At 37.3% G+C, this 25,556-nt stretch carries 28 protein-coding genes, 1 tRNA gene, 1 pseudogene and 1 riboswitch; of the genes and pseudogenes, 6 read left to right on the forward strand and 24 right to left on the reverse strand.

Features of this window, described 5'->3' with window-relative positions; all coding sequences use genetic code 11:
- Positions 1-120: 120 nt before the first annotated feature.
- From K1I67_RS01665 to efeO, 5 genes are read right to left on the reverse strand one after another with little or no spacing between them, the layout of a single operon-like run.
- Positions 121-288: a twin-arginine translocase TatA/TatE family subunit gene (locus K1I67_RS01665; RefSeq protein ID WP_000512114.1), complete on the reverse strand. Its 168-nt coding sequence runs from the start codon at positions 286-288 to the stop codon at positions 121-123.
- Complete coding sequence (gene tatC, locus K1I67_RS01670) at positions 272-1,003, reverse strand: twin-arginine translocase subunit TatC (RefSeq protein ID WP_223338520.1); 732 nt, start codon at positions 1,001-1,003, stop codon at positions 272-274. Before tatC ends, K1I67_RS01665 begins: the two co-directional genes overlap by 17 nt.
- Positions 1,003-2,691: an FTR1 family iron permease gene (locus K1I67_RS01675; RefSeq protein ID WP_223338521.1), complete on the reverse strand. Its 1,689-nt coding sequence runs from the start codon at positions 2,689-2,691 to the stop codon at positions 1,003-1,005. The genes tatC and K1I67_RS01675 overlap by 1 nt, the downstream gene beginning before the upstream one ends.
- Positions 2,666-3,880, reverse strand: coding sequence for an iron uptake transporter deferrochelatase/peroxidase subunit (gene efeB, locus K1I67_RS01680; protein ID WP_075226862.1), 1,215 nt, complete (start codon positions 3,878-3,880; stop codon positions 2,666-2,668). The genes K1I67_RS01675 and efeB overlap by 26 nt, the downstream gene beginning before the upstream one ends.
- Before the next feature lie 5 nt (positions 3,881-3,885).
- Positions 3,886-4,758: an iron uptake system protein EfeO gene (efeO, locus tag K1I67_RS01685; protein ID WP_223338522.1), complete on the reverse strand. Its 873-nt coding sequence runs from the start codon at positions 4,756-4,758 to the stop codon at positions 3,886-3,888.
- 182 nt (positions 4,759-4,940) lie between these two features.
- On the opposite strand from efeO, the gene K1I67_RS01690 reads away from it, so the two are divergent.
- Positions 4,941-5,240, forward strand: coding sequence for a YbaB/EbfC family nucleoid-associated protein (locus K1I67_RS01690; RefSeq protein WP_070459357.1), 300 nt, complete (start codon positions 4,941-4,943; stop codon positions 5,238-5,240).
- Positions 5,241-5,286: 46 nt separating this feature from the next.
- Here the strand turns inward: K1I67_RS01690 and K1I67_RS01695 are convergent, their stop codons facing one another.
- The 12 genes and pseudogenes from K1I67_RS01695 to K1I67_RS01750 form a co-directional block, all read right to left on the reverse strand.
- A complete protein-coding gene (locus tag K1I67_RS01695; protein WP_223338523.1) occupies positions 5,287-7,050 on the reverse strand; it encodes a glycerophosphoryl diester phosphodiesterase membrane domain-containing protein in 1,764 nt (587 codons plus the stop codon).
- 8 nt (positions 7,051-7,058) lie between these two features.
- The gene (locus K1I67_RS01700; protein WP_223338524.1) at positions 7,059-7,649 is read right to left on the reverse strand and encodes a 3'-5' exonuclease; all 591 of its coding nucleotides are present in this window, start codon (positions 7,647-7,649) and stop codon (positions 7,059-7,061) included.
- 69 nt (positions 7,650-7,718) lie between these two features.
- The gene (rocS, locus tag K1I67_RS01705; protein WP_000021254.1) at positions 7,719-8,210 is read right to left on the reverse strand and encodes a chromosome segregation protein RocS; all 492 of its coding nucleotides are present in this window, start codon (positions 8,208-8,210) and stop codon (positions 7,719-7,721) included.
- A 176-nt stretch (positions 8,211-8,386) separates the two neighbouring features.
- Positions 8,387-9,265: a tRNA pseudouridine(55) synthase TruB gene (truB, locus tag K1I67_RS01710; protein ID WP_223338525.1), complete on the reverse strand. Its 879-nt coding sequence runs from the start codon at positions 9,263-9,265 to the stop codon at positions 8,387-8,389.
- 3 nt (positions 9,266-9,268) lie between these two features.
- A complete protein-coding gene (locus K1I67_RS01715; protein ID WP_223338526.1) occupies positions 9,269-10,072 on the reverse strand; it encodes an alpha/beta fold hydrolase in 804 nt (267 codons plus the stop codon).
- 31 nt (positions 10,073-10,103) lie between these two features.
- Positions 10,104-10,547 (reverse strand): GNAT family N-acetyltransferase, encoded by a 444-nt coding sequence (locus tag K1I67_RS01720; protein ID WP_223338527.1) that lies wholly within the window; start codon positions 10,545-10,547, stop codon positions 10,104-10,106.
- Positions 10,548-10,556: 9 nt separating this feature from the next.
- On the reverse strand, positions 10,557-11,831 hold the full coding sequence (locus K1I67_RS01725; protein ID WP_223338528.1) for a DUF2130 domain-containing protein: 1,275 nt from the start codon (positions 11,829-11,831) through the stop codon (positions 10,557-10,559).
- 80 nt (positions 11,832-11,911) lie between these two features.
- Complete coding sequence (locus K1I67_RS01730) at positions 11,912-12,709, reverse strand: formate/nitrite transporter family protein (protein WP_223338529.1); 798 nt, start codon at positions 12,707-12,709, stop codon at positions 11,912-11,914.
- Between the two features lie 390 nt (positions 12,710-13,099).
- Positions 13,100-13,630, reverse strand: a pseudogene (locus tag K1I67_RS01735) (formate/nitrite transporter family protein); the annotation flags it as partial.
- 92 nt (positions 13,631-13,722) lie between these two features.
- Positions 13,723-14,364 carry a hypothetical protein gene (locus tag K1I67_RS01740; protein WP_223338530.1) on the reverse strand — a complete coding sequence of 214 codons (642 nt, stop codon included), beginning with the start codon at positions 14,362-14,364 and terminating at the stop codon, positions 13,723-13,725.
- Between the two features lie 66 nt (positions 14,365-14,430).
- A complete protein-coding gene (locus K1I67_RS01745) occupies positions 14,431-14,910 on the reverse strand; it encodes a hypothetical protein (protein ID WP_223338531.1) in 480 nt (159 codons plus the stop codon).
- A 60-nt stretch (positions 14,911-14,970) separates the two neighbouring features.
- A complete protein-coding gene (locus K1I67_RS01750) occupies positions 14,971-15,480 on the reverse strand; it encodes a QueT transporter family protein (protein WP_223338532.1) in 510 nt (169 codons plus the stop codon).
- Positions 15,478-15,575, reverse strand: a riboswitch (PreQ1 riboswitch). It overlaps the preceding gene by 3 nt.
- A gap of 28 nt (positions 15,576-15,603) precedes the next feature.
- Between K1I67_RS01750 and K1I67_RS01755 the strand changes: the two genes are divergently transcribed.
- The 3 genes from K1I67_RS01755 (at position 15,604) to K1I67_RS01765 (ending at position 16,668) form a co-directional block, all read left to right on the forward strand.
- Positions 15,604-16,038, forward strand: coding sequence for a GtrA family protein (locus tag K1I67_RS01755; protein ID WP_223338533.1), 435 nt, complete (start codon positions 15,604-15,606; stop codon positions 16,036-16,038).
- 70 nt (positions 16,039-16,108) lie between these two features.
- On the forward strand, positions 16,109-16,489 hold the full coding sequence (gene mscL / locus K1I67_RS01760; RefSeq protein WP_049526579.1) for a large conductance mechanosensitive channel protein MscL: 381 nt from the start codon (positions 16,109-16,111) through the stop codon (positions 16,487-16,489).
- Positions 16,490-16,596: 107 nt separating this feature from the next.
- A tRNA-Arg gene (locus K1I67_RS01765) sits at positions 16,597-16,668 on the forward strand.
- A 42-nt stretch (positions 16,669-16,710) separates the two neighbouring features.
- On the opposite strand, the gene K1I67_RS01770 is transcribed toward K1I67_RS01765, so the two are convergent.
- From K1I67_RS01770 to K1I67_RS01780, 3 genes are all read right to left on the reverse strand, one after another.
- Complete coding sequence (locus tag K1I67_RS01770; RefSeq protein WP_223338534.1) at positions 16,711-17,877, reverse strand: MFS transporter; 1,167 nt, start codon at positions 17,875-17,877, stop codon at positions 16,711-16,713.
- A gap of 75 nt (positions 17,878-17,952) precedes the next feature.
- On the reverse strand, positions 17,953-18,816 hold the full coding sequence (locus K1I67_RS01775) for an XRE/MutR family transcriptional regulator (protein WP_223338535.1): 864 nt from the start codon (positions 18,814-18,816) through the stop codon (positions 17,953-17,955).
- Between the two features lies 1 nt (position 18,817).
- Positions 18,818-20,719, reverse strand: a complete 1,902-nt coding sequence (locus K1I67_RS01780) for an ABC-F family ATP-binding cassette domain-containing protein (RefSeq protein WP_223338536.1) — start codon at positions 20,717-20,719, stop codon at positions 18,818-18,820.
- Between the two features lie 152 nt (positions 20,720-20,871).
- Here K1I67_RS01780 and K1I67_RS01785 point away from each other — a divergent pair, with 152 nt between their 5' ends.
- Both K1I67_RS01785 and K1I67_RS01790 read left to right on the forward strand, forming a co-directional pair.
- Positions 20,872-22,590: a phospho-sugar mutase gene (locus K1I67_RS01785; RefSeq protein WP_223338537.1), complete on the forward strand. Its 1,719-nt coding sequence runs from the start codon at positions 20,872-20,874 to the stop codon at positions 22,588-22,590.
- Positions 22,591-22,848: 258 nt separating this feature from the next.
- A complete protein-coding gene (locus K1I67_RS01790) occupies positions 22,849-23,196 on the forward strand; it encodes a thioredoxin (RefSeq protein ID WP_223338538.1) in 348 nt (115 codons plus the stop codon).
- Between the two features lie 136 nt (positions 23,197-23,332).
- Here the strand turns inward: K1I67_RS01790 and K1I67_RS01795 are convergent, their stop codons facing one another.
- The 4 genes from K1I67_RS01795 to K1I67_RS01810 form a co-directional block, all read right to left on the reverse strand.
- Complete coding sequence (locus K1I67_RS01795) at positions 23,333-24,106, reverse strand: potassium channel family protein (protein ID WP_223338539.1); 774 nt, start codon at positions 24,104-24,106, stop codon at positions 23,333-23,335.
- 52 nt (positions 24,107-24,158) lie between these two features.
- Positions 24,159-24,413 carry a type II toxin-antitoxin system RelE family toxin gene (locus K1I67_RS01800; RefSeq protein ID WP_045763285.1) on the reverse strand — a complete coding sequence of 85 codons (255 nt, stop codon included), beginning with the start codon at positions 24,411-24,413 and terminating at the stop codon, positions 24,159-24,161.
- 1 nt (position 24,414) lies between these two features.
- Positions 24,415-24,657, reverse strand: a complete 243-nt coding sequence (gene relB, locus K1I67_RS01805; protein ID WP_223140897.1) for a type II toxin-antitoxin system RelB family antitoxin — start codon at positions 24,655-24,657, stop codon at positions 24,415-24,417.
- Positions 24,658-24,746: 89 nt separating this feature from the next.
- On the reverse strand, positions 24,747-25,556 hold the full coding sequence (locus K1I67_RS01810) for an MBL fold metallo-hydrolase (RefSeq protein WP_223338540.1): 810 nt from the start codon (positions 25,554-25,556) through the stop codon (positions 24,747-24,749).

Below are 25,556 nucleotides of genomic sequence, written 5' to 3' on the forward strand. Positions count from 1 at the left end.
AGAGTTCTTCATAATATTATAGAAAACTTAAAGAAACCTTAAACTAAATAAAAAAGTTGAGATTGTAGCCAGAGATAATTCCAAGCTAACAATTCTCAACTCTATTCAATCATTTTTCGTTTATTTTTCTTCTTGCTCACCGATGCCCTTAACGGCTTTCTTAAACTCGGCAAGCATTTTTCCTACTGACTCACCTAACTCTGGTAAGCGTTTTGGTCCAAAAATCAACAATGCTCCAAGGACAATGACTATCAAGCCTGGTGCACCAATATCACGTAAGATTCCCATCTTTTTCTCCTTTCCTTTTTCTCTTAATCATCCATTTACTAATAGCGATGCTAACCTCATACAATAAGATTAAAGGAACAGTCATCGCTAAATCGCTAATAAAATCAGCAGGTGTCAATATAACAGCCAATACCAATAAAATGAAGTATGCATAACGTCTATAAGCAATGAGTAGTCCAGGCCCAATCAAACCAATTGAGGTTAAAAAAGCAATGATAACTGGCAATTCAAAGATAAACGCTAGTGGTAGAGTTGTTTGAAAGACAAAAGCTAGATAATTTTGTGCTGTCAGCTGCGTTTCAAATAAGTTTTCACCTAGTCCCAGTAAGACCTGAAGTATAGCTGGTGTGACAAAATAAAAGCCAAAGGCTAATCCCAAGATAAAACAAAGGAAAGTTGCAGGGATATAAGCAAAAATCGCTCCTGCTTCTTCATTTTTAAGGGCTGGTCGGACGAAACTCCAAACTTGATAAACGGTAAAGGGCAAGGTAAGGCTATAGGCCATCAAACTTGCCAAACGGAGATAAATCCATAAAATATCATTCGGCCCTAAGACAATCAACTTCTGACTAAAGCCTTGTGTGATAAATTGATAAACCTGATCAGCAAATAATAGTGAAACGCAGAATACTAGAAAGAAGCAAACAACTACTGCTAGCAATCTCTTTCTAAATTCTACCAAATGTTCAATAATTGTTAATTCCCTTTGATCCATCACTTTTCACCCTGTCTAATGGTAATTAGAAAAACTACGAGGATAAAGAGAGCCTGACCTGCTACCCCTTCCCAACTAGGGTAAATTCCCAATATATCAATACTTGCTATTCCTGAGATCAGATGGTTTGGAATCATATTTGTCAACTGTAAGGCATGAATACTGACTCCCGTCATTTTAAAGGCTAAAGCATAAATCATACAAGTCAGGATAAAGAAAACCTTATGAGGCAGGAAAAATTGACTGGCCTTGTTCATCACAAAAGCAATCACGATTAAGACTGAGAGGGCCAGAGAAATTCCTAGGACAAAATCAAAACTAGAAATCCTTGGCAGAATCCCCACATAGAATAAAATCGTCTCAGCACCTTCACGGAATACGGCTAGAAAACTCAGGGCAAACATAGAAAGGAAAGATCCTGTTTTCGTGACAGTTTGCATTTGTGATTCCATAAAAGTATTCCATTTTTTAACAGAAGATTTGCTATGAAGCCAAATACCGATTAAAATCATCATGATAACTGCAAAAATCCCGACTGCACCTTCAATGATTTCACGGTTAGTTCCTGAGGTGACTGCTGGAAAGGCAATCTGTAGGATATAGGCAATTAAAAGACTGGCCACTATACCCGCAAATGCACCACCATAGACCCACTTGAGTCCCTTTCTCATCTTAGCAGCTTTCAAAGTTGTCACAAGCGCCATGACAATCAAGAGTGCTTCTACACCTTCACGGAGCAAGATGAGCATGGCATCAAACGCATTGTAGGAAGCGCTAGTATCAATTTGAGATAGCTCTGCAATCAAGTCAGAAAGCTTTTCTTGATATTCACTTTCCTTTCCCTTAACCATGATGACAGGACTTTCACTTTCAACCTTGGTATAAAGCGAAGGATTGGTTGTACTTACAGAACCCTCGATGGTGGGCCAAATAGTAATAAACTCCTTCATGATTGCAGCTGCTTCACTATCTTGACCAGCTTGAAATTGTGTCAAGGCCTTTTTTAAAAGATCAATTCCATCCTTAAGGGTCAGATTCGATGATGTCGCCGCTATTTCTGTACCTTCAACAAAGTTAGAAATGGCTTTTTTCAAATCATCAAACGATGCCTGAATAGTATCAAAGTTAGTTGGTTCAGTCTCAATGCTACTACGCAAAAAGGAAATTGCTGTTTCCACTTGCCCATAATGAGCTGTACTATGGTCGCGAACCACTGCTTCATTAATGGTCCAGGTTGAATTCATTTTTTTATAGGCTTCTCTTACTGATTCCAGATCTTGAGAAGCGATTGCCTTGTCTAAGGCTTGAAAACGAGGTTCTAAGCGACTTACAAGTTTCTCTTTTTCTGCATCTAGGTTGACTGGATTTTGCTCTTTCTCAAATGTCAAAATGGCTAAAGAAATCTGAGTTAACTGGTCTTCAGTAATATCACCAGTTAAGGCTAACTTTTCTTGAACTTTACGTCCTACTTCAGAGTCAGAATTCTCGACTTTCTCGAAGTCTTTGGTCATTTCATCGATTAGTTTTCTTGCATGATCTTGTTTGCCTTCTTTAACAGCTTTAGTTGCATCAGTTATTTTGACAAAGTAGGGACTCAAATTTTCCTTAGCTCCTACCGGAAAAATCAACAGGAAGAAACAAACAAATAGGAGGATAATACTTTTAAGATTCCAATAATTTCTGCCCAATGTAACCTCCCTTCTCTACTCCACCAAAGCAGGCAAAAAGTCCACTGCCTATATGGGTAACGTACTCATTCATTTTATCCGTAGCACCTAGATTGGTCTGCACCTTAACAAAGCTATCTGGATCCTTTTGGAAGGAGATAAAGAGTAAACCAGTGTCAAACTGACCAGTCTTTTCATCTATGCCATCAGAATAAGAATAAGAGCGACGCAGGAGAGGTTTATCTACTTCTTTTGCTAAGCGAACATGAGAATCGTCAGGAAGAAGACTCAAGTCTACCTCATCAAATTCGTTTTTCTTACCAAAAGGAGCTCCACTTTCCTTATAGCGCCCAAAGGTATTTTCTTGCTCCTCCAGATTGGTTCGGTCCCAAGTATCAAGGAACATCTGGATGCGACGAACTGCCATGTAGGAACCATTTTCCATCCAATCCTTACTGTCAGCCCAAACAACCTGATCAAATTCTTTCTCAGTGGTAACATTAGCAGTCCCGTCTTTAAAACCAAATAGATTCCGAGGTGTTTCCATACGATTACCGATAGCCGCAAAACCAGATTGACTCCAACGAAGAGTAACGGCATTTCTTCCTTTTCGGATAAGGTTGCGTATGGCATGAAAGGCAACTTGCTCATCATCAGCACAAGCTTGGATAACTATATCTCCTCCCGTGTACTTTTCTCGTAATTGTTCCTTTGGAAATGGAGGTAAATCTCTAAAGAGTGTTGGACGTTTATTCTCTAGTTTCATCTTTTCTAGGAAGCTAGCCGAAACTCCGAAGGTCAGGGTTAAACGATGAGGATTAAGCCCAACTGTTTCTCCAGTATCACTTGGAGGTAAGAGGCTATTGTTACCATCTTTTTTAACCAATTCTCCTTCTACAAGTTTGGCACTATAATCCGTCCAATCTTTAAATAGCTGGATGATTTTCTCTTTGTCGGTTGTATGCAAATCTAAAACCACAAAATAAATGTTTTTCTGCATAACAGTTGTAATGCCAGCTTGGTGTTTGCCATAGAAGGCTATCTTTTCATCCCCGTACGAGATTTTCTCCTGACCATCAAGCTTAGGTGTGAAAAAAGCAGAAGCACCGGAGAGACCAAGTGCGAGACCAGCCCCTCCGATACCTGCTTTTTTTAGAAATTCTCGACGGTCCATTTTTTGTTCAAAAAATTTTTCGCCTTTGTTTGTCATATTACTTATTCTCCACCAAGAAATTTACCCATTTGTGATAATGGTTCACCAAGTTTTGTTACTGCTTCAGACAATTCTTTGGTATCTTCTTTCGTTAAGTCTGTATAGAGCTTATAGTGTTCCTTGTCCGTCATGTGTTTGTCTAACAAACTATTGACTGATTTGAAATCTTCCTCTAACTCCTTAACCAAGGCTGCATCTGATTTTTCAAGCAAGGGTTTAAAGAGTTGGAAAATCTTTTCAGCACCTTGGATATTTGCTCGGAAATCATACAAATCTGTATGAGAATAAATCTCCTCTTCGCCAGTAATCTTACTTGTCGCTACTTCATTTAGAAGATCGACAGCCCCAGTTAGCATAATCTTGTAATCAACATCTACAGTCGCAATCTTAGCCTTCAATTCCTTGATGTCATTTACCAGTTGGTCACCATAAGACTCAGTTCCTTTGGTTGTGTTTTCCTCCCAAAGAATGCGCTCGATACGGTGGAAACCAGACCAACCTTCTTCGGTCTTGTTTTCATCTAAGTAGTCTGCTAATCGAAAATCAATCTTCACATCAGATTCTCCAAAGCTCTCTGCAATCGGCTCTGAACGTTCATAAGACATACGGATTAAAGGGTAGGCCTTTTTAGCTTCTTCTAGCTTACCATCCTTCAATAGTTGAACAAAACCTTCTGTATCCGACAATAGTTTATCAATCTGTTCTTCTACAAATGTTTTGTAGTCACTAGTTGCCTGATCCAATAGTTTTTGGTTATCTTCTGAAAATTTTGCAACCTGAGATGAATCACTTGTAGTTGACGATTGTTCAAAACGAACTGCACAAGCAGATAACAACAATGCCGAAGATAAAAGGATAAAACCAAGTTTTTTCATATAACGCTCCTATTAAATCATGGGAATCCCATTTTTTAAATTTATTATATCATAGTTTTTCTAATTATTCAATAAATTGTCAGAAAATTTAATGTTTGCTCCTTTAAAATTAGAATAGACTTTTCTAGTTAAAATTGTTAAAATAATAGGGAAAATAATAGAAAAGGAAGCTATATACCACCATGATGAATATGCAAAACATGATGCGTCAAGCTCAAAAACTTCAAAAACAAATGGAGCAAAGTCAGGCTGAACTTGCTGCTACAGAATTCGTTGGAACTTCTGCCCAAAACCTTGTAACTGCTACACTAACAGGGGACAAGAAAGTCATTAAGATTGACTTCAATCCAGCAGTTGTTGACCCAGAAGATATTGAAACTCTATCAGATATGACTGTTCAAGCAGTCAATGCTGCTCTTGAACAAATTGATGAAGCAACTAAGAAGAAACTAGGTGCTTTTGCTGGTAAATTACCATTCTAATAGCATAAAAAGAGGCTGATGTTCAATTCAGCCTCTTTTGTCTTACCTAGAAAGTAAATATTTCTGCTGCTTTCTTGAGAAGCAAGTCCGTATATTCAGGATCTTCCTGAGCGGTTTCAAGCTCTTCTTTAATTCTTTCTAGATCATCTGTTATCATACCATCAACTCCCAAACGTAGGGACTTATCAAAGGATTCCGAACTATTGATTGTCCATACATAGAGTTTTTGTTTTGTATTCCAAAGCTTGGTTACAAAATATTCATCTAGGGTAGAATATTCCATGGTATAACCTGTAGCATTCGTTCTTGGAAAAACGGAATTGTAGGGCAGAATGAAATAGACTGGAATTTCCTTATCATACTGAGTTACTTTTTCAATAACATGATAATCCAAAGATTGCATCTGATGCCCATAGACTTTGATCTTTGCCCCATATTGATCTAGAAAATGATCCATCATTTGGGCACTATCTTTTCGACTCGTTTTAATTTCAATCAGCAATTTCTGATGAAGGTCATTGGCACGATTTATATAATCATCAAAGCTGGATATTTTGGTCTGATAACCATTTTCATAAATATCTAATTGCTTCAACTCATCTAAAGTTAAGTCTTGCGGTGTTATATTTAATCCCGCTAAACTTTTTAGGTTAGCATCATGCATCATGACAAACTGACCATCCTTAGTTTCTTGTACATCCATCTCAACTAAATCTGGTTTTAACTGAGCTGTTTTTTCTAAGGATTCAACTGTATTTTGGACACCATTTCCATTAGAAACACCTCTGTGAGAGATGACAAGTGGAGGATTGACTACGGGTGCCTCTAGATAAACATAACCCTCAATCGCAAAGAAGACACTTGCGCACCCCATTACACCCCATCTCATAATATGGTCCTTTTTCCGTCTTGGCATAATATCCAACTCCTCACCAGTTAAAAAGGAGGTAAACTTAACCAAGAAGTAAGTCAAAGCCATATAGTGGATATTTTTAATCAATATATAGTTTGAAATAGCTAGAATCAATGATTCTCGGTGTGTGAGACCATCTGCTAAAGACTGAATCAACAATAGAGGAATTAAAGGTAAGTAAAAGAAAAGATTCGTTTTGACAAGGATTAGAAAGAGATGCCAAGCGTAAAACCAAAAATGATTTCTGGTTTTTTCTAAACTGTAAACCACTGCTTCCTTAACCGTCATCTTGTCATAAAAGATTTTTGGCAAAACAAAAATCAACTTAACAGAAACGTATAGGAAGAGGATTGATAAGATGATAATAGCAAGCCACCACATCCAGTATTTGTCTTCCATGTAGGTCTGAATAAACTCAGGTATCACTATTTTATTAAAATAATAAATTTTAAAAATCTTCCTGATAAACGGAAAAATCATAGCAATATAAACGAAGATAAACAAGGCCTTGGAAACAGTCAGACGTTTCATGAAGGCTATACTTTCACGAAATACCTTGCGACTATACTCAATCAAGGTTCGTTTCTCGTGATAGAGAAGGTGTCGAGCCCCAATAAAGAGGAGACTTAGTTGAAAATAGGCTACTAAAAGGTTAATGGCTATTAAGATTAAAAACCCAAGGCTGACTAAAGGCGCATGTTTTAAAATTTCAAAAACATTATTATAGGAAATAAACAAATAGCCCGTCTGACTTAGTAAAAAGCCTGCTATCAATGAGTTCAGTGGTAACCAAATATAATCTACTAGCATGAAGATTAGAAAAAATAGAAAGAGGATTTTATCCAGATTTAAGTAAATCTTTTTAAAGCCCAATTTTTTAGGTTTTTCAGGTTTCATAAAACCTCCTAATCAAACAGCTGTGATAAATCTAAACCACCGAAAGGATTAGAGTTTAGACTACTCTTGGAGTCCAGTAAGATTCTACTTTCATCAGATTCTAGAAAAGCTTCATAAACACGCGCAGTCATTCGTGCATCCTCTAAACTATTATGAGACTGCCCCTTGAATCCTAAAAATTCAGCAACAGTCTGTAATTTTAGATTTGCAATACCGTGAAGATCCGAACTCCGTCGCTCAAAAGCTTCATCATAGAGATCGACTGGATATTGACGACTATAATCCAATCCATACTCTAGTAAGATTGGTAAATCACTCTTGGCTGCATTGTATCCAACAAGGGGTAATTCACCCACAAAGTCTTGAAAATTCTTAAGAACTTCCTCCACCATCGGTGCATCTTTCAAGGTTTCAGACGTGATACCCGTTAAGCCGTTTATAAAACTTTTCAATGGTACATCCGTATGAACATATGAGTCAAATGCTCCTACTTCTTCACCATCTTTAAAACGGACCGCAGATACCTGAATCAAGTGAGTTTTATCTTGGTGTTTATTAAATTCCAAATCAAATGAAATGTAATCTCTTAATTTTTCCATCTTATCCATTCCTTACTGTATTTGAAAAAGAAACTACTTGGTTATACCTAGAAACCAAGCAGTTTTTTCTTATCCTCCAAATAAGCGAGCAAAGAAGCCTTTCTTCGTTGCTTGTACTTCTTGCTTAGCCTGATCCAACTCCAACTGAAGGTTTTCTTGGTCCTTCATGGCTTGTAGGGTTAACTGTTGTTGTTGATCCAATTGCTTATCTTTTTCTGCGATTTGACGGTCTTTGACACGCATCTGTTCATCTTTTTCAGCTAACTGTTTGTCTTTAGCCTTTAACTGCTCATAAAGACGGATGATTTCAGCGTTCTTTTCATCAACAAGAATCTCCATTAACTCCCGTTGCTTCACATCATCACTAACAGGTTCATCTTCAAAAATAGTTTTTTTGTAGATTTCTTCAAGCTTAATCAAGCCACTGCGAGTTACCACGGTGACTCCTTTATCATTTTTAGTCGTATCTTCTTCAGGTAATTCCTTGACACGGTTATTGATTGCTTGGCGGGACAAGCCCAAGACCTCAGCAATCTCACTAACAGTCATCTCAATACTCATAATATCCTCTGAAAGTTTTCTAGCTTTTCTTTATTTAAATATTATCATAAGCAAGCAAAACTGTCAAATATCACCGTGTTTTCAACCCTTTTTCAAAACAATTTCTCTTCTAAACTAAATTGTCTTTCAGCTTTTTTAAACTAAACATTAGTTTACAATTTTGCCACCAGCTCTAATCAATTGAAAACCTTTCTTGGTTTATAAAGAGTATCCCGTTTCTCTAAAATGGCTAATAACTTATCACCTTCAAAACCAGCCAATTCCTTCTCAGTTTGTTCCAATTCAATAAAGCGACCAAAACGCACTTCTTCTGCCTGTTCTGGGGTCAAATAAACCTTAACCAAGTCACCTGTCCCAATCTCTAAGGGATGAAGAAAGTCTAACTCACCAGCTTGAACCTTTTCCTCAATTTCATTCAAGGTCAAAGCATTATCTAACTGCAAGCCCGCAGCGCTTGTTCGTGTTAAATGAGACATATGAGCTGCATAGCCAAGTTTTTCTCCCAAGTCAACTGACAAAGTCCGGATATAAGTCCCTTTGCTACATTTTACACGAAAGCTAAATCGAGCAAGATTCTCCATATAGGAAATGGGACTGGTTCTTTCGAAACTATAAATCGTCACCTGACGCTCTGGACGCTCTACTTCTTGACCAGCACGCGCATATTCATAGAGTTTGCGACCATTGACCTTGACAGCGGAGTACATAGGGGGGATCTGAGTAATAGGACCTGTCAGACTAGCGATTGCTTCATCAACAAGATTCTCATCTAAAGGTGACAAAACTGGTGTCTCTGCAACTACCTCACCACTAGCATCCTCAGTCGTCGTTGAATAGCCTAGGGTGATTTCACCCTCATAAACCTTTCCCTCGTCCTGCATAAACTCGACCATGCGGGTCGCCTTACCGACGGCAATCGGCAAAACACCGACAACATCAGGGTCTAAAGTTCCTCCATGACCAATCTTCTTAGTTCCTAAAATCCTACGCAGCTTGAAAACTGCATCATGCGAGGTCATTCCCGCTTCTTTTTTTAAATTGATAATACCGTTCATTGATTAACTTTCTAAAAATACTAAAACTCTTTTTTGGAAATCTTTATTCTGTTCATAGAGTGCATGTCCACACCCTGGTAAAATAATCAGTTGGCTACCTCTGATATGATGATGCAATCCAAACGGACCATCTATGCCAAGAACATCATCTTTTTCTGCTCCAATGATTAACGTAGGGCAGTTGATTTTTTCCAAAAAATCTAGACTATCATGTTTCAAACAAGATACAGACTGAATATCAATACGTTGTTTATCTTTAATATGACCAAAAATTCCCATTATTCGATAAAGGTATTTAAATTTTCCAAAGGATTTAGTCGTGTAAGAATGACGAGCGATATCAATCATCAGATCTTTATAAGTTCCTGTTTGACTCAGGTTCAGCCAACAACTAATTCTATCCCTACCTAGATTACTTAGTTTTGCAGTTGTAACAGCCAAAACTAACTTTTCAACTTTTTCTGGAAAGTTTACAGCTAGCCATTGGGCAATCATCCCACCTTGTGAAATCCCCATAACATAGGCACTGGTAATATTTAACACCTCCATTGCTTCTGCAACATCTGATGCCATATCCCGTGTCGTATAACCCCGCCTCAACTCATTGATTCGAGAAAAAACATAAATTTTGTAACGTTCAGCAAGTATACGGTATGTGATTGAAAAAGGCATAGCCATACCTTTAACCGTCTGAAGCCCATCCCCCAACCCTGGTATGATAACGAGAGACTTCTTTCCTTTACCAAAGGTCACATAGTCCATGCTCTTTTCGTTAAAATATAAGGTTTTCCCTTTTGTTGAAGACATTACTTCGTTCCCTCTACTATTTTTTCATGATTTATTTATGTTGAGTTTTTAAATGCAAGGAAAAGCCGGCAGTCACTTTTTCAAATCCAACTGCCTGATAAAACTGATGTGCAGCATTTCGTTCAGCAGTTAATCCACTATTTAGAGCCAGTGTATTAACTCCTTCTTTTACCGCTTGTTTTTTTAATTCATCGATTAGCCTACTAGCAATTCCTTGTCGTCTTGTTTCTTTTGCAACCGACAAAGCTAAAATACGATAGTAAGATCCATCTGCTTCAAAAAAGAAGAGCTTTGCATAACCTAAGAAACCTAAAATTTCTCCGTTTCTTTCAGCTAGAAGAAGGTCATAATGTGGCTGAGAGAGAATCATTCCTAAACGACGAGACAGCTTAGAAGCAGTCGTTGGATAGCCCAAGTTTTCGTATAGAGACAGTAAGGCTTCAGCATCCTTCATGTTTGCTTTTCGTATCTGCATTGGAGCCTCCTAGTCTTCCTTCAAGGCATCAAACTTGGCTTTCATAGTCGGATTCTTCCGAGTCAATTTTTTAACGGAAACATCGTCCAACTTATTGTTTGCAAGACGTAGTTGGTTTTCGGATGTAGTAAGGAATTTCTTGACTTCTTCCATCCGTTTGATGGCTTTGTCGATTTCGTCAATGGCCTTACCGAAGTTGACGGAAGCTGAATTGTAGTTTTTAGCAAAGGCAACCTTGAAGGCGTCCAAGTCTTCCTCGAAATGAGTAATGTCAATATTTTGCTCACGAACCAAAGCCAATTCCTGCTTGTATTTTAGGGAATTAAGGGCAGCATTGCGCAAGAGTCCAATCAACTGGATAAAGAACTGGGGACGAATGACATACATCTTCTCATATTCATGACTAACGTCAACAATCCCTGTATTAAAGTAGTCGTTATCTGCTTCAAGCATACTTACTAAAACAGCATACTCACAGTTTTTCTCACGGCGATCCTTGTCCAATTCCTTGTAAAAGTTTGCATTTTTGTGTTTCTTTTCAGTCCCATCTGCCTCATTTTTCATCTCAAACATGATGGAAATGAATTCTAGCCCATTTTCATCAAAATCACGGAAAATAAAATCACCCTTAGAACCACGTGCTGAAACCTTGTTGTCCTTTTCGAAGTAGGCATTAGGGAAGGCAAAGCTACGAACCTTGTTGAACTCACTCTCAGCATACTGCTCCAGACTTTCTCCTATGGCCTTGGTTGATTGTTGGGCTTTGAAATTCTTATAAAACTCAACCTGCTCATTGGCCACCTTAAGCTGGGCCTCATAATTTTGTTTGACTGAAGTCAGAGAAAGTTCGTTTTCTTTTTCTTGTAAAAGGAGCTGATTTTTGACCTGATCTCTTTCTTTCTCTAAGTCTGACAATGTCTTTTGTAGTTGGTTCTCATGTTCTAAGCGCAAGGTAGCTAGCTGATTTTCAAGTGCTTGAACTTCTCTTTCTTTCTCCAGCAAGCTTTGACTAGCACTTTGCTCTACTTCTTTCTTTGCCAATTCTTTTTCGGTATCAAAGTTGTTAATTTGACTTTGAAGCTGGGCTATTTCTTGGTCTTTTTGAGCCAGTTTAGTCTGTTGCTCATTCAAAGCCTTTTGCTCAACCAGAGTCAACTCTTGTTTAATTCTCTCATGCAATTCCTTATCAAACTCTGCAGTTCGTACCTGTGACAAGAGTTCTGCATACTTGCTTTCATTGAATGTAAAAACTTCCCAACAATTTGGACATTTAATCTCGTTCATATTTTTCCTTTATATCATACTATTCTACATTCATTATAGCATGGATAAACAAAAAGAAAAAGTTGGAATCAATCCAACTTTTAATCTACATATGTATCTTCGTCTTTGTTTAAGAAGGCGTAAGGTAATCCCATCAGTAGACCACCACCAATAAAGTTACCAATGAAGGTTACACCCCAGTGACGAAGAATATTTCCAATACCGAAGTTTGCGATTGAATCAGCAGCAACACTGAATTTCACGATAGCAAATGATGCAAAGTTTGCGGCGATGTGTTCATTTGTTAAGAATACAAACATGTAAATAGCTGAAAGAACCAACCAAAGTTTAGCACCACCATCTTTTACTAAAACAAATGAAAGAATTGCGATATTTACAAAGACATTAGCCAAGATAGCTTCAAGCAAGACTAGTTCATTTGAACGGCCCAACTTCATTTCCACAACTCCAGAAATAAAGCTATCATGTGTTAGGTTTGCATAAGCTGCTGAATGGGCGAATCCCCAACCTGCTATAAGAGCACCGACTAAGTTGAAGAAAGTACAGTATAGAAGAATTTCAGCTGTTTTTCTCCAGCTAATCTTTTTCAAAAAGCTACCAGCTGTCAAGAACATCATGTTAGATGTTACCAATTCAGCATTCAAGAAGACAATGTAAGCCAATCCCCAAGCGAAAACAAATGGGAAGAGGAAACGTCCACTACCAGGAGCAATCTTATTAATCAAGTCAGCTCCAACTGCACCAGCTGCTGTACTAAATGTTAAGAATGCACCAGCAAACATTGAACGGATAGCATACTTGAATTTACTTTGACTGTAAAGACTTTCCTTTTTCTTACAAGCAAACTCAATTTTTGAGATAAATTCTGAAGAAACCATATAAACTCCTAAAACTTTTATTTGTGAATATTATAACATAAAATCGAAGTTATGGGAAGGCTTTCTTAATTCTATTTACAATATTTTTATCATTTTTAGCAATCGTTTCCATTTGCTTTGTATCAGCATATTTAATGTTTTCAACTCTTTATTTTCAAATTCTCTACTCTATATATTTACTATATGTTTTTATTTTGTTCTATATGAATGTACAAAAGAGTCTCTTTAGTTTTCAGCTAAAATCCATGCACTAATAATTTGTTTGAATTTATAGACAGAGAAAATAACGTTTTTATCAAAAGCTTCTTTGGACAAAAAAATCGAGGTCTGGATTTTTAGTCCCGACCTCCTCTATTATTGATTTTCATTTTATTTAGTAAAAGCTAAGTGCTAATCAACATAAGTCTCTTCATTTTTATTAAGATAAGCGTATGGTAAACCTATCAAGAATCCTCCACCAATCAAGTTAGCGATGAAGGTAACTCCCCAATGGCGTAGGATATTTGGAATATCAAAGTTAGCAATTTGATCAGAGACAATACTAAATTTAATGATGCTAAAGGATGAAAAGTTAGCTGCAATGTGCTCGTTTGACAAGAAAACAAACATTGAGATTGCTGATAAGATAATCCACAGCTTAGCACTGCTATCCTTAACCAAAACAGAAGATAGAATGGCAATATTTACAAACATACTTGCCAAAATCCCCTCCAACAAGACCAACTCACTAGGTCGTGCTAACTTCTTGGCAACAATCTTTGCTAGATAACTGTCGTGTGTCAGGTGTGAAAAAGCTGATGAATTAGCAAAACACCAACCTGCTAAGATAGCACCAACTAAGTTGAAAAAAGCGCAATAGAGTAAAATGATAAAAGCTTTTTTCCAATCAATCTTCTTCAGAAATGTTCCATTTGAAATAAATTCTGAAAAACTCATATAAACTCCTTAAAATATCACTGTTAATATTATAACATAAAATATTTTAAGCGAAAATAAAATTTTGTCCTTTAGATTTAATTGTTTTTTGTGCTAGCACATGCTTCAATTTCTTTTACCGACATCCCTACTAGCTCTGAAACCCACAAACCGATAATATCTGACAAAATAGAATCACAAACATATTCATCCTCAGCATGACCATATTTACAAGTGAAAAGAGGGGTTCTTATCGCTGATTGATAAAAATTGAAGGCTAACTCTTGCAGTTTTTCTGGCTGAAATTCAAGTCCCAACTCTTGTGCAAGTAGAGTTCTCACTTTGTCCCACTTTTCGCCTTTTGACTGGTAATTTTGTCGTGCTTTGTTGATAAATCCCTGACAGAATTTTGCCAACAAATCCTTGTTTTGGTAGAGTAACCGACAAGAAAAGTCTGAGATAGAACCAGCATGAATTAAGAAAGTAAGCAAGTCATCAAGGCTTTCTGCTACCCGACCAACTTGGCCTTCACTCCCTATAAAGCCGATACTCTGATCTTCAAGAATTACATATTCTCCCCCGCTGCCGTCTTTAGCAAAGGCTATGGGCGAAAGAGAATAAACTTCATTGTTCTGAGAAAATTCAACCTCTTTCAACTGGTCATAAAAGAGAATATCGCATTCTTGCATCAATAAAATTCTTAGTTGTTTATCTTCTCTTATTACTTGTAGTTGATTCATATTAGCTACTCTCCTAGCTTTGACAACTGTCACAAGTGACAACAATCCAATTTTAGCAATCGACTCTTAATAATAATAATAATAATAGATTTTAATATGGCACTTCTTGGCCACATTGGCAAGATTTTTCAATAACTCCTCGTTTCTTTTGCTTTTTCCAAAATGAAAAGTAAAAGATTTTCCATCTTTCCTTGTAAAGTACAGATGATACCTGTCCCCATTCATTCTTCTCCCTCGAACGTAATCAATATCAATCTGTCTAATTTCAGCTAGAGGAACAATCCTTTTTCTAAAAAGAATAATCGTGTGAATGTATAATCTTCCCTTTGCAATATGAAAAGGATCCAACATACTCCCACCACTTTTTAAAGATGTCTTAACTCTTTGGAAAAAAAGATAGAAATAAAATAGTGCTAAAAAAATTAACAAAAATCTAATGACCTGATTTTTCCAAAGGACTTCAAAAACTGAAATACGATAACCATACATATTAAAATAATCCCTTTTTTCTTTATTATACCACTTTTGTTGAGCTTCTAGGTTCATGGATAAAGAAAAAAACTGAACAAAGTTCAGCCATTTTCAATAATATTTCATGTGATATCTTTATCTAGTCAAATCAAGACGTTTACCGATTTTTCCGATAAGAATAGCACCGACAATTAGTGAAGCGAATTCTCCAATACCAGTAGTGAACCAAGTAAAGAAGAAAGGTGCTTCTGCTACGATATGTAATTCAGCAGCGATTGTTACCATTGAAATTGAAAATAGAATTGAAAAGAAGAAATGATCTTTACGAATCAATCCATTAAACAGATAGTCTTTACTGTATTTACTGAACAACCAAACTCCTAAGCTAAGGAAGACAAGAGTTGATCCTCCACCAACCGCAACATCAATAAGTCCAAAACTGAAGAAATTAGCAATCATACATCCAAGAGTAACACCGATAATGTACTTAGGATTATAAAAAGCTAGGAAATTCATCATTTCAGAAATACGGAACTGATAGGCGCCATAACTGATGGCATTCAGTGGTGGTGTGATTGTCAACACCACATAAATAGCTGCGACAATGGCAATATCTGCCAAATCACGGACAGTAAGTTTTTTCATGTTTTCTCCTTTAGCGGCTATCCCGCGTCTAATATGCTTGGTGAAAGAAGCTAAGCACCAAGGGTTGAGCAAGTCAACTTTATTAGTATAGCACATTTAAATGCTTTATGCTATACTAATCTTATGAAAAGATACATTAAAAAATTCTTCGATAACGAAATTTTATCTTATTTATTTTTCGGCGTTGCTACTACCGTAGTATCAATATTTGTCCGCATCGTCATCTTTTATCTTACTCAACAAGAGTTAGTTGCGACTGCCTTGGGAAATATTGCTGGAATCCTATTTGCCTTTTTTACAAATGACACATTTGTATTTAAGCAAGAAAGAAAAAATTGGTTCAAGCGTCTGATAAAGTTTACGACTGCAAGATTCATAACTTTTCTTTTAGACCTACTTTTGACCTTTATTTTTGTGACGAGTTTCCCTCATATTATCGGTCAGTTTGTAGCTGATAATCTCAATACTATCAATACAATTGAAACTATTTTTGCACAAGTTACCATCATAGTCCTAAATTACATCTTTAGTAAAGTTTTTGTTTTTAAAAAACAATGAGCATATTACTTGCATTCACTTCGGGATTAAGCTATAATGTAGACTGTAAAATTATGAAAGGAAAAAGAAAATGTTAAAAGATCTTAAAGAATTTTTGCTCCGCGGTAACGTCGTGGACCTTGCTGTCGGTGTGATCATCGCTTCTGCTTTTGGTGCTATCGTAACTTCATTTGTTAATGATATCATCACTCCACTTCTATTGAACCCAGCCTTGGAAGCTGCGAAAGTACAAAACATCGCTGAGCTTGCATGGAATGGTGTTACATATGGTAAATTCTTGAGTGCTGTTATCAACTTCCTTGTAGTTGGTACTGTTCTATTCTTTGTGATTAAAGCAATGGAAAAAGCTCAAAGCCTTACTAAAAAAGAAGAAGTGGTTGAAGAAGCACCTGCTGGTCCAACTGAGTTGGAAGTACTTCAAGAAATCAAAGCTCTTCTTGAGAAAAAATAATCATATAGAGGATTCGGTTCAATACTGAATCCTTTTTACTACTCTTTTTGTTGAGTCTAGAAAAAACTTGAGTTCAACTCTCTTTTTTGATATAATAATTAGAGTTTCCACCCTTAGTGTAATGGATATCACGTAAGATTCCGGTTCTTGAGATGGGGGTTCGATTCCCTCAGGGTGGATAATTTTAAACAAAAACAGCGGCTTCGCTGTTTTTTTCTGTATTAATCTTTTCTTTGAATATAGATCATGGATACCAAGGAAAGTAAGATAACCCCAAGTCCTATGATTAAAAAGGAAACTAATTGCACACTTGGTAAAAATGTCATTAACCCTTTTGCAATCGGCATAAAGAGAATTGCCAGTGTAAAAATGGTACTCAGTACTCTTCCCAGATATTCTCCGTCAACCTTGATCTGTACTTGAGTGAAAAAGTGAATATTAAAAATTGTCATAAATAATTCACAAATCAGATTTCCAGAAAAGGTTAGAAAATTTGGAAGTGGTAAACCCATCATGAAAACTCCTACTCCTGTTAAAATCAATAAGAATAAAAGTGTCTTCATTGTTGATTTAAATTTATTAGCGACCAAAGCTCCGATGATGGAGCCGATAGCCCCCAACGTTAAGATAGTCGCATAGGCTACTTCTAGACCATAAAGTTTATTTGAAAAAGGAAGCAAAAACTCAAAAGCTGCAAAAAAGAAATTCACACTGGAAGCCACTAACAAGAGAAAGAAAATTTCTTTCTGATGCCAGATATAGTGCAACCCATCTTTGATATCCATAAAAATATCTTTCCCTGCAAAAGGTTTCTTCACTTGAACCTTTGGTTCTTCCTTTGGAAGTAAGGCAACTAGACCAAACGCGATGAAAAAACTAATGGCATCTAAGACTAGTGTCATATGGAGACTGGCGAATTGTAAAACGATGAAAGAGAGCACAGGGGAACTTACAGCAACAACCTGCAAGACTAATTCTAAGCGAGAGTTATAGGTCACAATCTCGTCTTTCTCAACCACTTCAGTTATAATGGCTTTATTGGCTGTACGAGAAAAAGCGAAGGCAATGGCTTGAACAATATTGGCAAAAATCAAGGCAGCAATCATCAAGCTATCATTTCTGATGAAAGAAATAGCTAAACAGAGAATGCCACAAATCAAGTCTGTCGTCATCAAAATCTTGCGACGCGAAAAGCGGTCTGAAATCACCCCGCCAAAGGGATTGACTAAAATAGATGTAACCAACTCAGAAATTTGATAAATCCCAAGAACAGTCTGTCCTATCGTTCCCATTGAGGCTAACCAAACACTATTTCCATAGTCATAGAGCATATTTCCTATCTTGTTAACAGCTCCACGACTAATCAACTGTACTGCGTATCGATTCATAAAAACTCCTCTCAATTTTAAAACTATTGTATCAAAACTTGGAGGAGTTTCTCATTTTTCCCATATTTGGGAAAATTAATCTTTTACAAACTTATCGTAATGTTCCTGATAGTAGGCTACTTGCTCTGGAAGACCTAGCACGTCAAAAATATGCATGGCTTCTTGCATCTGCTTACAACCTTCTTCTTTTTGCCCCTTCTGATAAAGAGCAAATCCCTTAAGAAAGTGGAAAACATTACGCTCATAGAGTTTGATGCTCTTACCTATAATCTTCTCTATATAAGCTTCAAAGTAGTTGACATTTTCAAAAGCAAGATGTTCTAAACAATGCTGGTAACAATTAAGAGCTAAAATCAAGACCAGTTTTCGATGGCGTCCAATTTCTTTGTAGAAATCCTCCCTCTCCATCACTTCTCTACCAAGCCGAGTGACATAGTCAACATCGTAGAAACTATAGAGGTTACCGAAAAGAATCAACTCATACATGGTCCATTCATCCGTTTGAAAAAGATAATCTGCCACCTTATTAAGATCACTTTGCTTCATACTGTAACTAGCATCTCTTTGACAAATCAAACCTTGTAGCAAAATCCAGTTCAGCTCAAAATAGAGAGAATTGGTTGAACTCTTAGCCTTTTCAAGTTGTTCTCTTTGAAGCTTTTGAAAACCTGCAATATCATTTGAGTAGTAAAGTGGAATAATCTGAGCCATCAAGCCGACATGCTCATGATGATGAAAATTTCTGGCCTTATCCATAAAATTTTCAATCGTTACGTGAATATTATCTAATATTTCAAAAAAACGTGAAGCAGCTAGATCAGACTCTCCCAATTCAAAGCGAGACAATTGGGAAGTAGAGCAAGCTTCTCCTGCAGCTTCTTTTAGAGAGTAATTTTTACTGATTCGAAATTCACGAAAGACTTTTCCAAGATGTTCCATTTTACACCTGCTCCGATAATTCTTCCCACTCTAGCATTGCTTCTTCCTGACGCTGGCTAATCTTATCTAGTTCTGTTTGTAATTGCATGAGTTCATCTGCATCATTAGTAGTGTGCATTTGTTCAGAGATAGCTTGGGCTTGAGTTTCCAGTTCTTCGATTTCTGTCTCAAGACTTTCGATTTGTCTCATCAATTTACGCAGTTCTTTTTGACTCTCTTTTTGGGCTTGGTAGTCATTAACTGGAAAAACTTCTTTTTCTTGGTTAACAGCTGACTTTTCTTCTGCTTGGCTAGCTGCTAGCTCTGCTTTTTTATCAACATAATAGTCATAATCACCCAGATAAAGGGTTGATCCATTCTCAGATAATTCCAACACATGAGTGGCTACACGGTTGATGAAATAACGGTCGTGACTGACAAATAGAAGAGTTCCATCAAAGTCAATCAGGGCATTTTCCAGAACTTCCTTGCTATCGATGTCTAAGTGGTTGGTCGGCTCGTCGAGGATCAGGAAGTTATTGTTTTCCATAGACAGTTTAGCAAGAAGCAAACGTGCTTTCTCGCCACCAGACAGCATCCCAACAGATTTCTTAACATCATCACCTGAGAATAGGAAAGCACCTAGGCGATTACGGATTTCAAGTTCAGGTTTCAATTTGAAATCATTCCAGAGTTCGTCTAAGACTGTATTGCTCGGTGTCAGTTTGCTCTGAGTCTGGTCATAGTAACCAACCTCAACATTAGCACCAAAGCGCTTTTCACCCTTGATAAAGGGAATTTGGTCCACAATGGATTTAATAAAGGTTGACTTACCAATACCGTTAGGACCAACAATGGCAATAGCGTTCATCCTACGAAGATCAAGGTTGATGGGTTCTGATAAGATTTCACCATCATAGCCAATAGCAGCATTTTCAACTGTCAAAACGACATTACCAGATACCCTATTAGAATGGAAGGTCATATTAGCTGACTTTTTCCCAGCTTCAGGCTTGTCCAAGCGCTCCATTTTCTCCAGTTGCTTGCGTCGAGATTGAGCACGTTTGGTTGTTGATGCTCGAACAAGATTTCGGTTAACAAAGTCTTCTAAGGCAGCAATTTCCTTCTGCTGCTTTTCGTAGTTTTTGGCTTCAGTTGCGAGCTTCTGCTCCTTCTGCTCCACAAAACTTGAGTAATTTCCTACATATCTGTCCAAAGAATGTTTGGTTAAGTCAAGTGTTATGGTCGCAACCTTATCGAGAAAATAACGGTCATGGCTGACGATAATCAAGGCACCACTGTAGTTGACCAAATAGTTTTCTAACCAGGCAATGGTTTCAATATCTAGGTGGTTAGTCGGTTCGTCCAAGACCAAGAGATTAGGCTTTTCAAGGAGCATTTTGGCAAGGGCTAAACGGGTATTTTGACCACCGGAAAGCTCAGCGATTCGCATCTGCCACATGGACTCGTCAAACTTGAATCCATTTAAGATAGAGCGAATATCGGCTTCATAGGTAAATCCTCCAGCCTGACGGAAATTTTCTGATAGACGATCATAGTCAGACATGAGCTTATCTAGTTCTGCACCAGTCTTTTCCCCCATCTCTAGCTCCATCTGTCGAAGTTGTCTTTCAGTCCGACGCAAATCATCAAATACATGTAGCATTTCATCGTAAATAGTATTTTCAGACTCAAAGCGACTATCCTGTGCAAGATAAGAGAGGGAAATATCTTTTTTCTTATTGATTTCACCAGTGGTTGGCTCCTCTTCTCCAACCAATATCTTAAGCAAAGTAGACTTTCCAGCACCATTTTTTCCAACGAGGGCAATACGGTCTCTTTCATCTACCTGTAGGTTTATATTATCAAAAAGAACCTCTCCTGCAAAAGAACGTTCGATTTTATTAGCTTGTAAAATAATCATACAGTTAGTATAGCATGTTTCGATAAGCCGTTCAAGACTTGTGGTTTAGGTACATTTCATAACTTTTTCAGAAACTCATGCTAACGTTTTACTAAAACTTCAAATCGTGGTATAATTTAAGCGATTAGATTATATATTAAAGGAGATTTCCTATGGCTTACCAAGAAAACTACCAAAAATGGGTTGATTTCGCAGATCTTCCAGACTATCTTCGTCATGATTTGGAAAACATGGACGAAAAAACTAAGGAAGACGCATTCTATACCAATCTTGAGTTTGGTACTGCAGGTATGCGTGGATTGATTGGTGCTGGTACTAACCGCATTAACATCTATGTAGTCCGTCAAGCAACTGAAGGTTTGGCTCGTTTGATCGAATCTAAAGGTGGAAATGAAAAAGAACGTGGGGTTGCCATCGCTTATGATAGCCGTCACTTCTCTCCAGAATTTGCCTTTGAATCTGCAGCAGTTCTTGCTAAACACGGTATTAAATCTTATGTTTTTGAAAGTCTCCGTCCAACTCCAGAGCTTTCATTTGCCGTTCGTCACCTCAACTGCTTCGCAGGTATCATGATTACTGCTAGCCACAATCCTGCTCCATTTAATGGTTACAAGGTTTACGGAGAAGATGGTGGTCAAATGCCTCCACACGATGCGGATGCTTTGACAACTTATATCCGTGCTATCGAAAATCCATTTGCTATTGAAGTTGCTGATGTAGAAGCTGAAAAAGCATCTGGTTTGATTGAAGTTATTGGCGAAGCAGTCGATACCGAATACCTCAAAGAAGTCAAAGATGTGAACATCAACCCAGCTTTGATTGAAGAGTTTGGTAAGGACATGAAGATTGTCTACACTCCTCTTCACGGTACTGGTGAAATGTTGGCGCGTCGTGCTCTTGCACAAGCAGGATTCGACTCAGTTCAAGTTGTTGAAGCTCAAGCTACTCCAGACCCAGACTTCTCAACTGTTAAATCTCCAAACCCAGAAAGCCAAGCAGCCTTTGCACTTGCAGAAGAACTTGGTCGCCAAGTAGGGGCTGATGTTCTTGTCGCAACTGACCCTGACGCTGACCGTGTCGGTGTTGAAGTCCTTCAAAAAGATGGTAGCTACCTTAACCTTTCAGGGAACCAAATCGGTGCCATCATGGCTAAGTATATTTTGGAAGCTCACAAAAATGCTGGTACACTTCCAGAAAATGCAGCCCTTTGCAAATCTATCGTATCAACTGACTTGGTAACTAAGATTGCTGAAAGCTACGGCGTAACTATGTTCAACGTCTTGACTGGTTTCAAATTTATCGCTGAAAAAATCCAAGAATTCGAAGAAAAACACAATCACACTTACATGATGGGATTTGAAGAAAGCTTCGGTTACTTGATTAAACCATTCGTGCGTGATAAAGATGCTATCCAAGCTGTTCTTGTCGTTGCTGAACTTGCTGCCTACTACCGCTCTCGTGGTTTGACTCTTGCAGATGGTATCGAAGAAATCTACAAAGAGTACGGCTACTATGCTGAAAAGACAATCTCTGTTACCCTCTCTGGTGTTGACGGTGCTGAGCAAATTAAGGCTATTATGGCGAAATTCCGTAATAATGGTCCAAAAGAATTTAACGCAACAGCAGTTTCAATCACTGAAGACTTCAAAGCACAAACATCTACAGCAGCTGATGGCACTGTAACAACCTTGACAACTCCTCCAAGTGATGTATTGAAATACACTCTTGCAGATGGTTCATGGATCGCAGTTCGTCCTTCAGGTACAGAACCAAAAATCAAGTTCTACATTGCAGTTGTTGGTGAAAGTAACGAAGATTCACAAGCTAAGATTGCTAACATCGAAGCTGAAATCAATGCTTTTGTAAAATAAAGCAACTATCTAAAGGTCGGGAAAAATCCTGACCTTTATTTTTGATGATGAAGTAAAAGCTGACTGTAATTTATGTCTTTTTTTAGCTCTTTTGAGCAAAACTTCAGTTTCTATATCTTTAAAGACACAGGAATATAGGACTAGAAAATCAGACTTAGTTTACTGATTTCTGTCCCACCATCTATTTCCGTATCAAAACTGAGCAATTTTAGCATTTTTATGGCATACTAGTTTTATCAAAAAAAGCGAGGTATTCTCATGGAACAATTTTTAGAAAATATCAAAGATCTTGAAGTGACAACAGTTGCGCGTGCTCAAGAAGCGCTCGACAAGCAAGAAACAGCAACTTTCTTTATCGGACGTAAAACTTGTCCTTACTGCCGTAAATTTGCAGGTACATTGGCTGGTGTTGTAGCTGAAACTAAAGCACACATCTACTTCATCAATAGTGAAGAACCAAGCCAACTTGAAGCACTGCAAGAATTTCGTTCACGCTATGGAATCCCTACTGTACCAGGCTTCATCCATGTAGCAAACGGTCAAATCAATGTCCGTTGCGACTCTTCAATGTCAGCACAAGAAATCAAAGAATTTGCTGACTTGTAAGAAATTTAGTTTAGATTGAATTTTAGGAGATAATCCAATAATTTATTTCATGTTAAAACGCATAATATCAAGGTTTATGAACTCCTGATATTATGCGTTTTTTGATTTTATAGACTGTTGAAAAACTATTTGTTTGCTAACATTTTTTCAGCAATTCTTTAACCATCTGATTCAACTCTTCAAGCTTCTTATCTTGTGATTCAATTAATTGTCTTTGATTTTCAATTTCCTTATAAAGTTTAGCAAGATTTATTTGAGTTTTAGATTCATCCTTAACAAAAAAATTAGTTAAAGAACTTGTTAGCATTCCTATTGTTCCAATTCCAACTAGCATCAATAATACAGCTAGCCATTTCCCAAATAGGCTACTTGGAACAATATCCCCATATCCAACCGTTGTAACAGTAACAAGTGACCACCATACACTATCAGAAAATGTCTTCTCTTCAACAACTGATAAGATTGAACTACCAACTAGAACAATAAAAAAATTGACATACAGAATGTAAATTAATCCATTTGTTCTTAGAAAAATTTTTAGCTTTTTCTCTAATTTGCCAGTAAGACCTATAATTCTTAATAACCGAGTTAGTTTTACTAACTTTGTTAAGCGTGCAAGACGGAAGATCCTCCCCAAACGAAAAACTGTAAAAATAGCATTCAAAGGCAGAATTGCAAGCAAGTCAAAAATGTTGTTTATAATAAATGACCATTTACTTTTGGAAATACTAAATCTCCAAATATAATCGACAAGAAAAACAAACCATATGACTAAGTCTATAATACTGTATGGAGGTTTCTCAAGATCAATTAAATCTGTAAAACCAAGTATGACTAAAACAACTGATATTAAAGCTAATATTATAATACTAGTATCGTAATAGGCTTTTATCTTCCACTTGTTCTGCAATCTGTAAACTCCTCTTGTTATAAAAAGTAAATAAAATAGTTTAATGGGAATTCTAATAAATATCTCTACGATGACCAACTTCCAGAGTAGAGACTATCAGTTCATCATCTACAATTTGCACAATAACTCGATAATTACCAATCCGGTACCTCCATTGACCACCTCGATTCCCCACCAAAGCTTTCCCATGACGTCTTGGATCCTCTAAAACGTTATTTTCTAGATACTTTGTAATTAATATTTGTGTATAACGATCTAATTTCCTTAGTTGTTTAATAAATCGTCTTGTTGGAACTAGCTTATACAAGTTAATCTTCCTCCAGACCTAGATCATGCATCATTTCTTCCCAAGTAATGGGTTTAAGCCCTTTTTCCAAATCTTCTAAATACTCTTGATAAGCTAAATCTGCTACACGAGCATCATATTCATCCTCTAAAGCTTCTAAAGTTTTTGTCCGTATCAACTCTGATAGAGAAACTCCTTCAAACTTAGCCATGGCTTTCATAAATGTTTTATCTGCTTCGGAAACTTTTAATGTAATAGTCGTCATGTTTCTTCTCCTATAACTATTGGTAACACTATTGTATTACTTTTTAAGAGCTCAGTCAAGATAAAAAGAACACCTCTCGGCGTTCCTTGCTATATCTCCGTCAATGGTGTTGCGGTATCTGGTGAAGTATCGTAAACTTGAAAGTCTACTCCAACTCCCAGATCTGCCTGAGCTAACTGATTGACCATGGTCATGTGGGCCAGCTCCTTGATATTATTTTCCTTAGACAAATGGCCTAGGTAAATCTTCTTGGTACGATTACCTAGTGTGCGAATCATAGCATCTGCTCCATCTTCATTTGAAAGGTGACCAAGGTCAGACAGGATGCGTTGTTTGAGTCGCCATGCGTAAGATCCTGCTCGCAGGATTTCAACATCATGATTTGACTCGATCAGATAGCCATCTGCGTTCTCGACAATGCCAGCCATACGGTCACTAACATAGCCCGTATCCGTCAGCATAACAAAGCTCTTATCATCCTTCATAAAACGATAAAACTGGGGCGCGACTGCATCATGACTCACACCGAAACTCTCGATATCGATGTCACCAAAGGTTTTGGTTTTCCCCATCTCGAAAATATGCTTTTGAGATGAGTTAACCTTACCAAGATACTTACTATTTTCCATAGCCTGCCAAGTTTTCTCATTGGCATAAAGATCCATACCGTACTTGCGAGCCAGAACGCCCACACCGTGGATATGGTCTGAATGTTCATGCGTAATCAAGATAGCGTCTAAATCCTCTGGTTTACGATTGATTTCACTCAAAAGGCTTGTAATTTTTTTGCCAGATAGGCCCGCATCTACTAAAATTTTCTTTTTTGGTGTTTCCAAGTAAAATGAATTTCCACTGGAACCCGATGCTAAAATACTGTATTTAAAACCGATATCACTCAT

This window comes from Streptococcus infantis (assembly GCF_019929575.1).
GTDB lineage: Bacteria > Bacillota > Bacilli > Lactobacillales > Streptococcaceae > Streptococcus > Streptococcus infantis_L.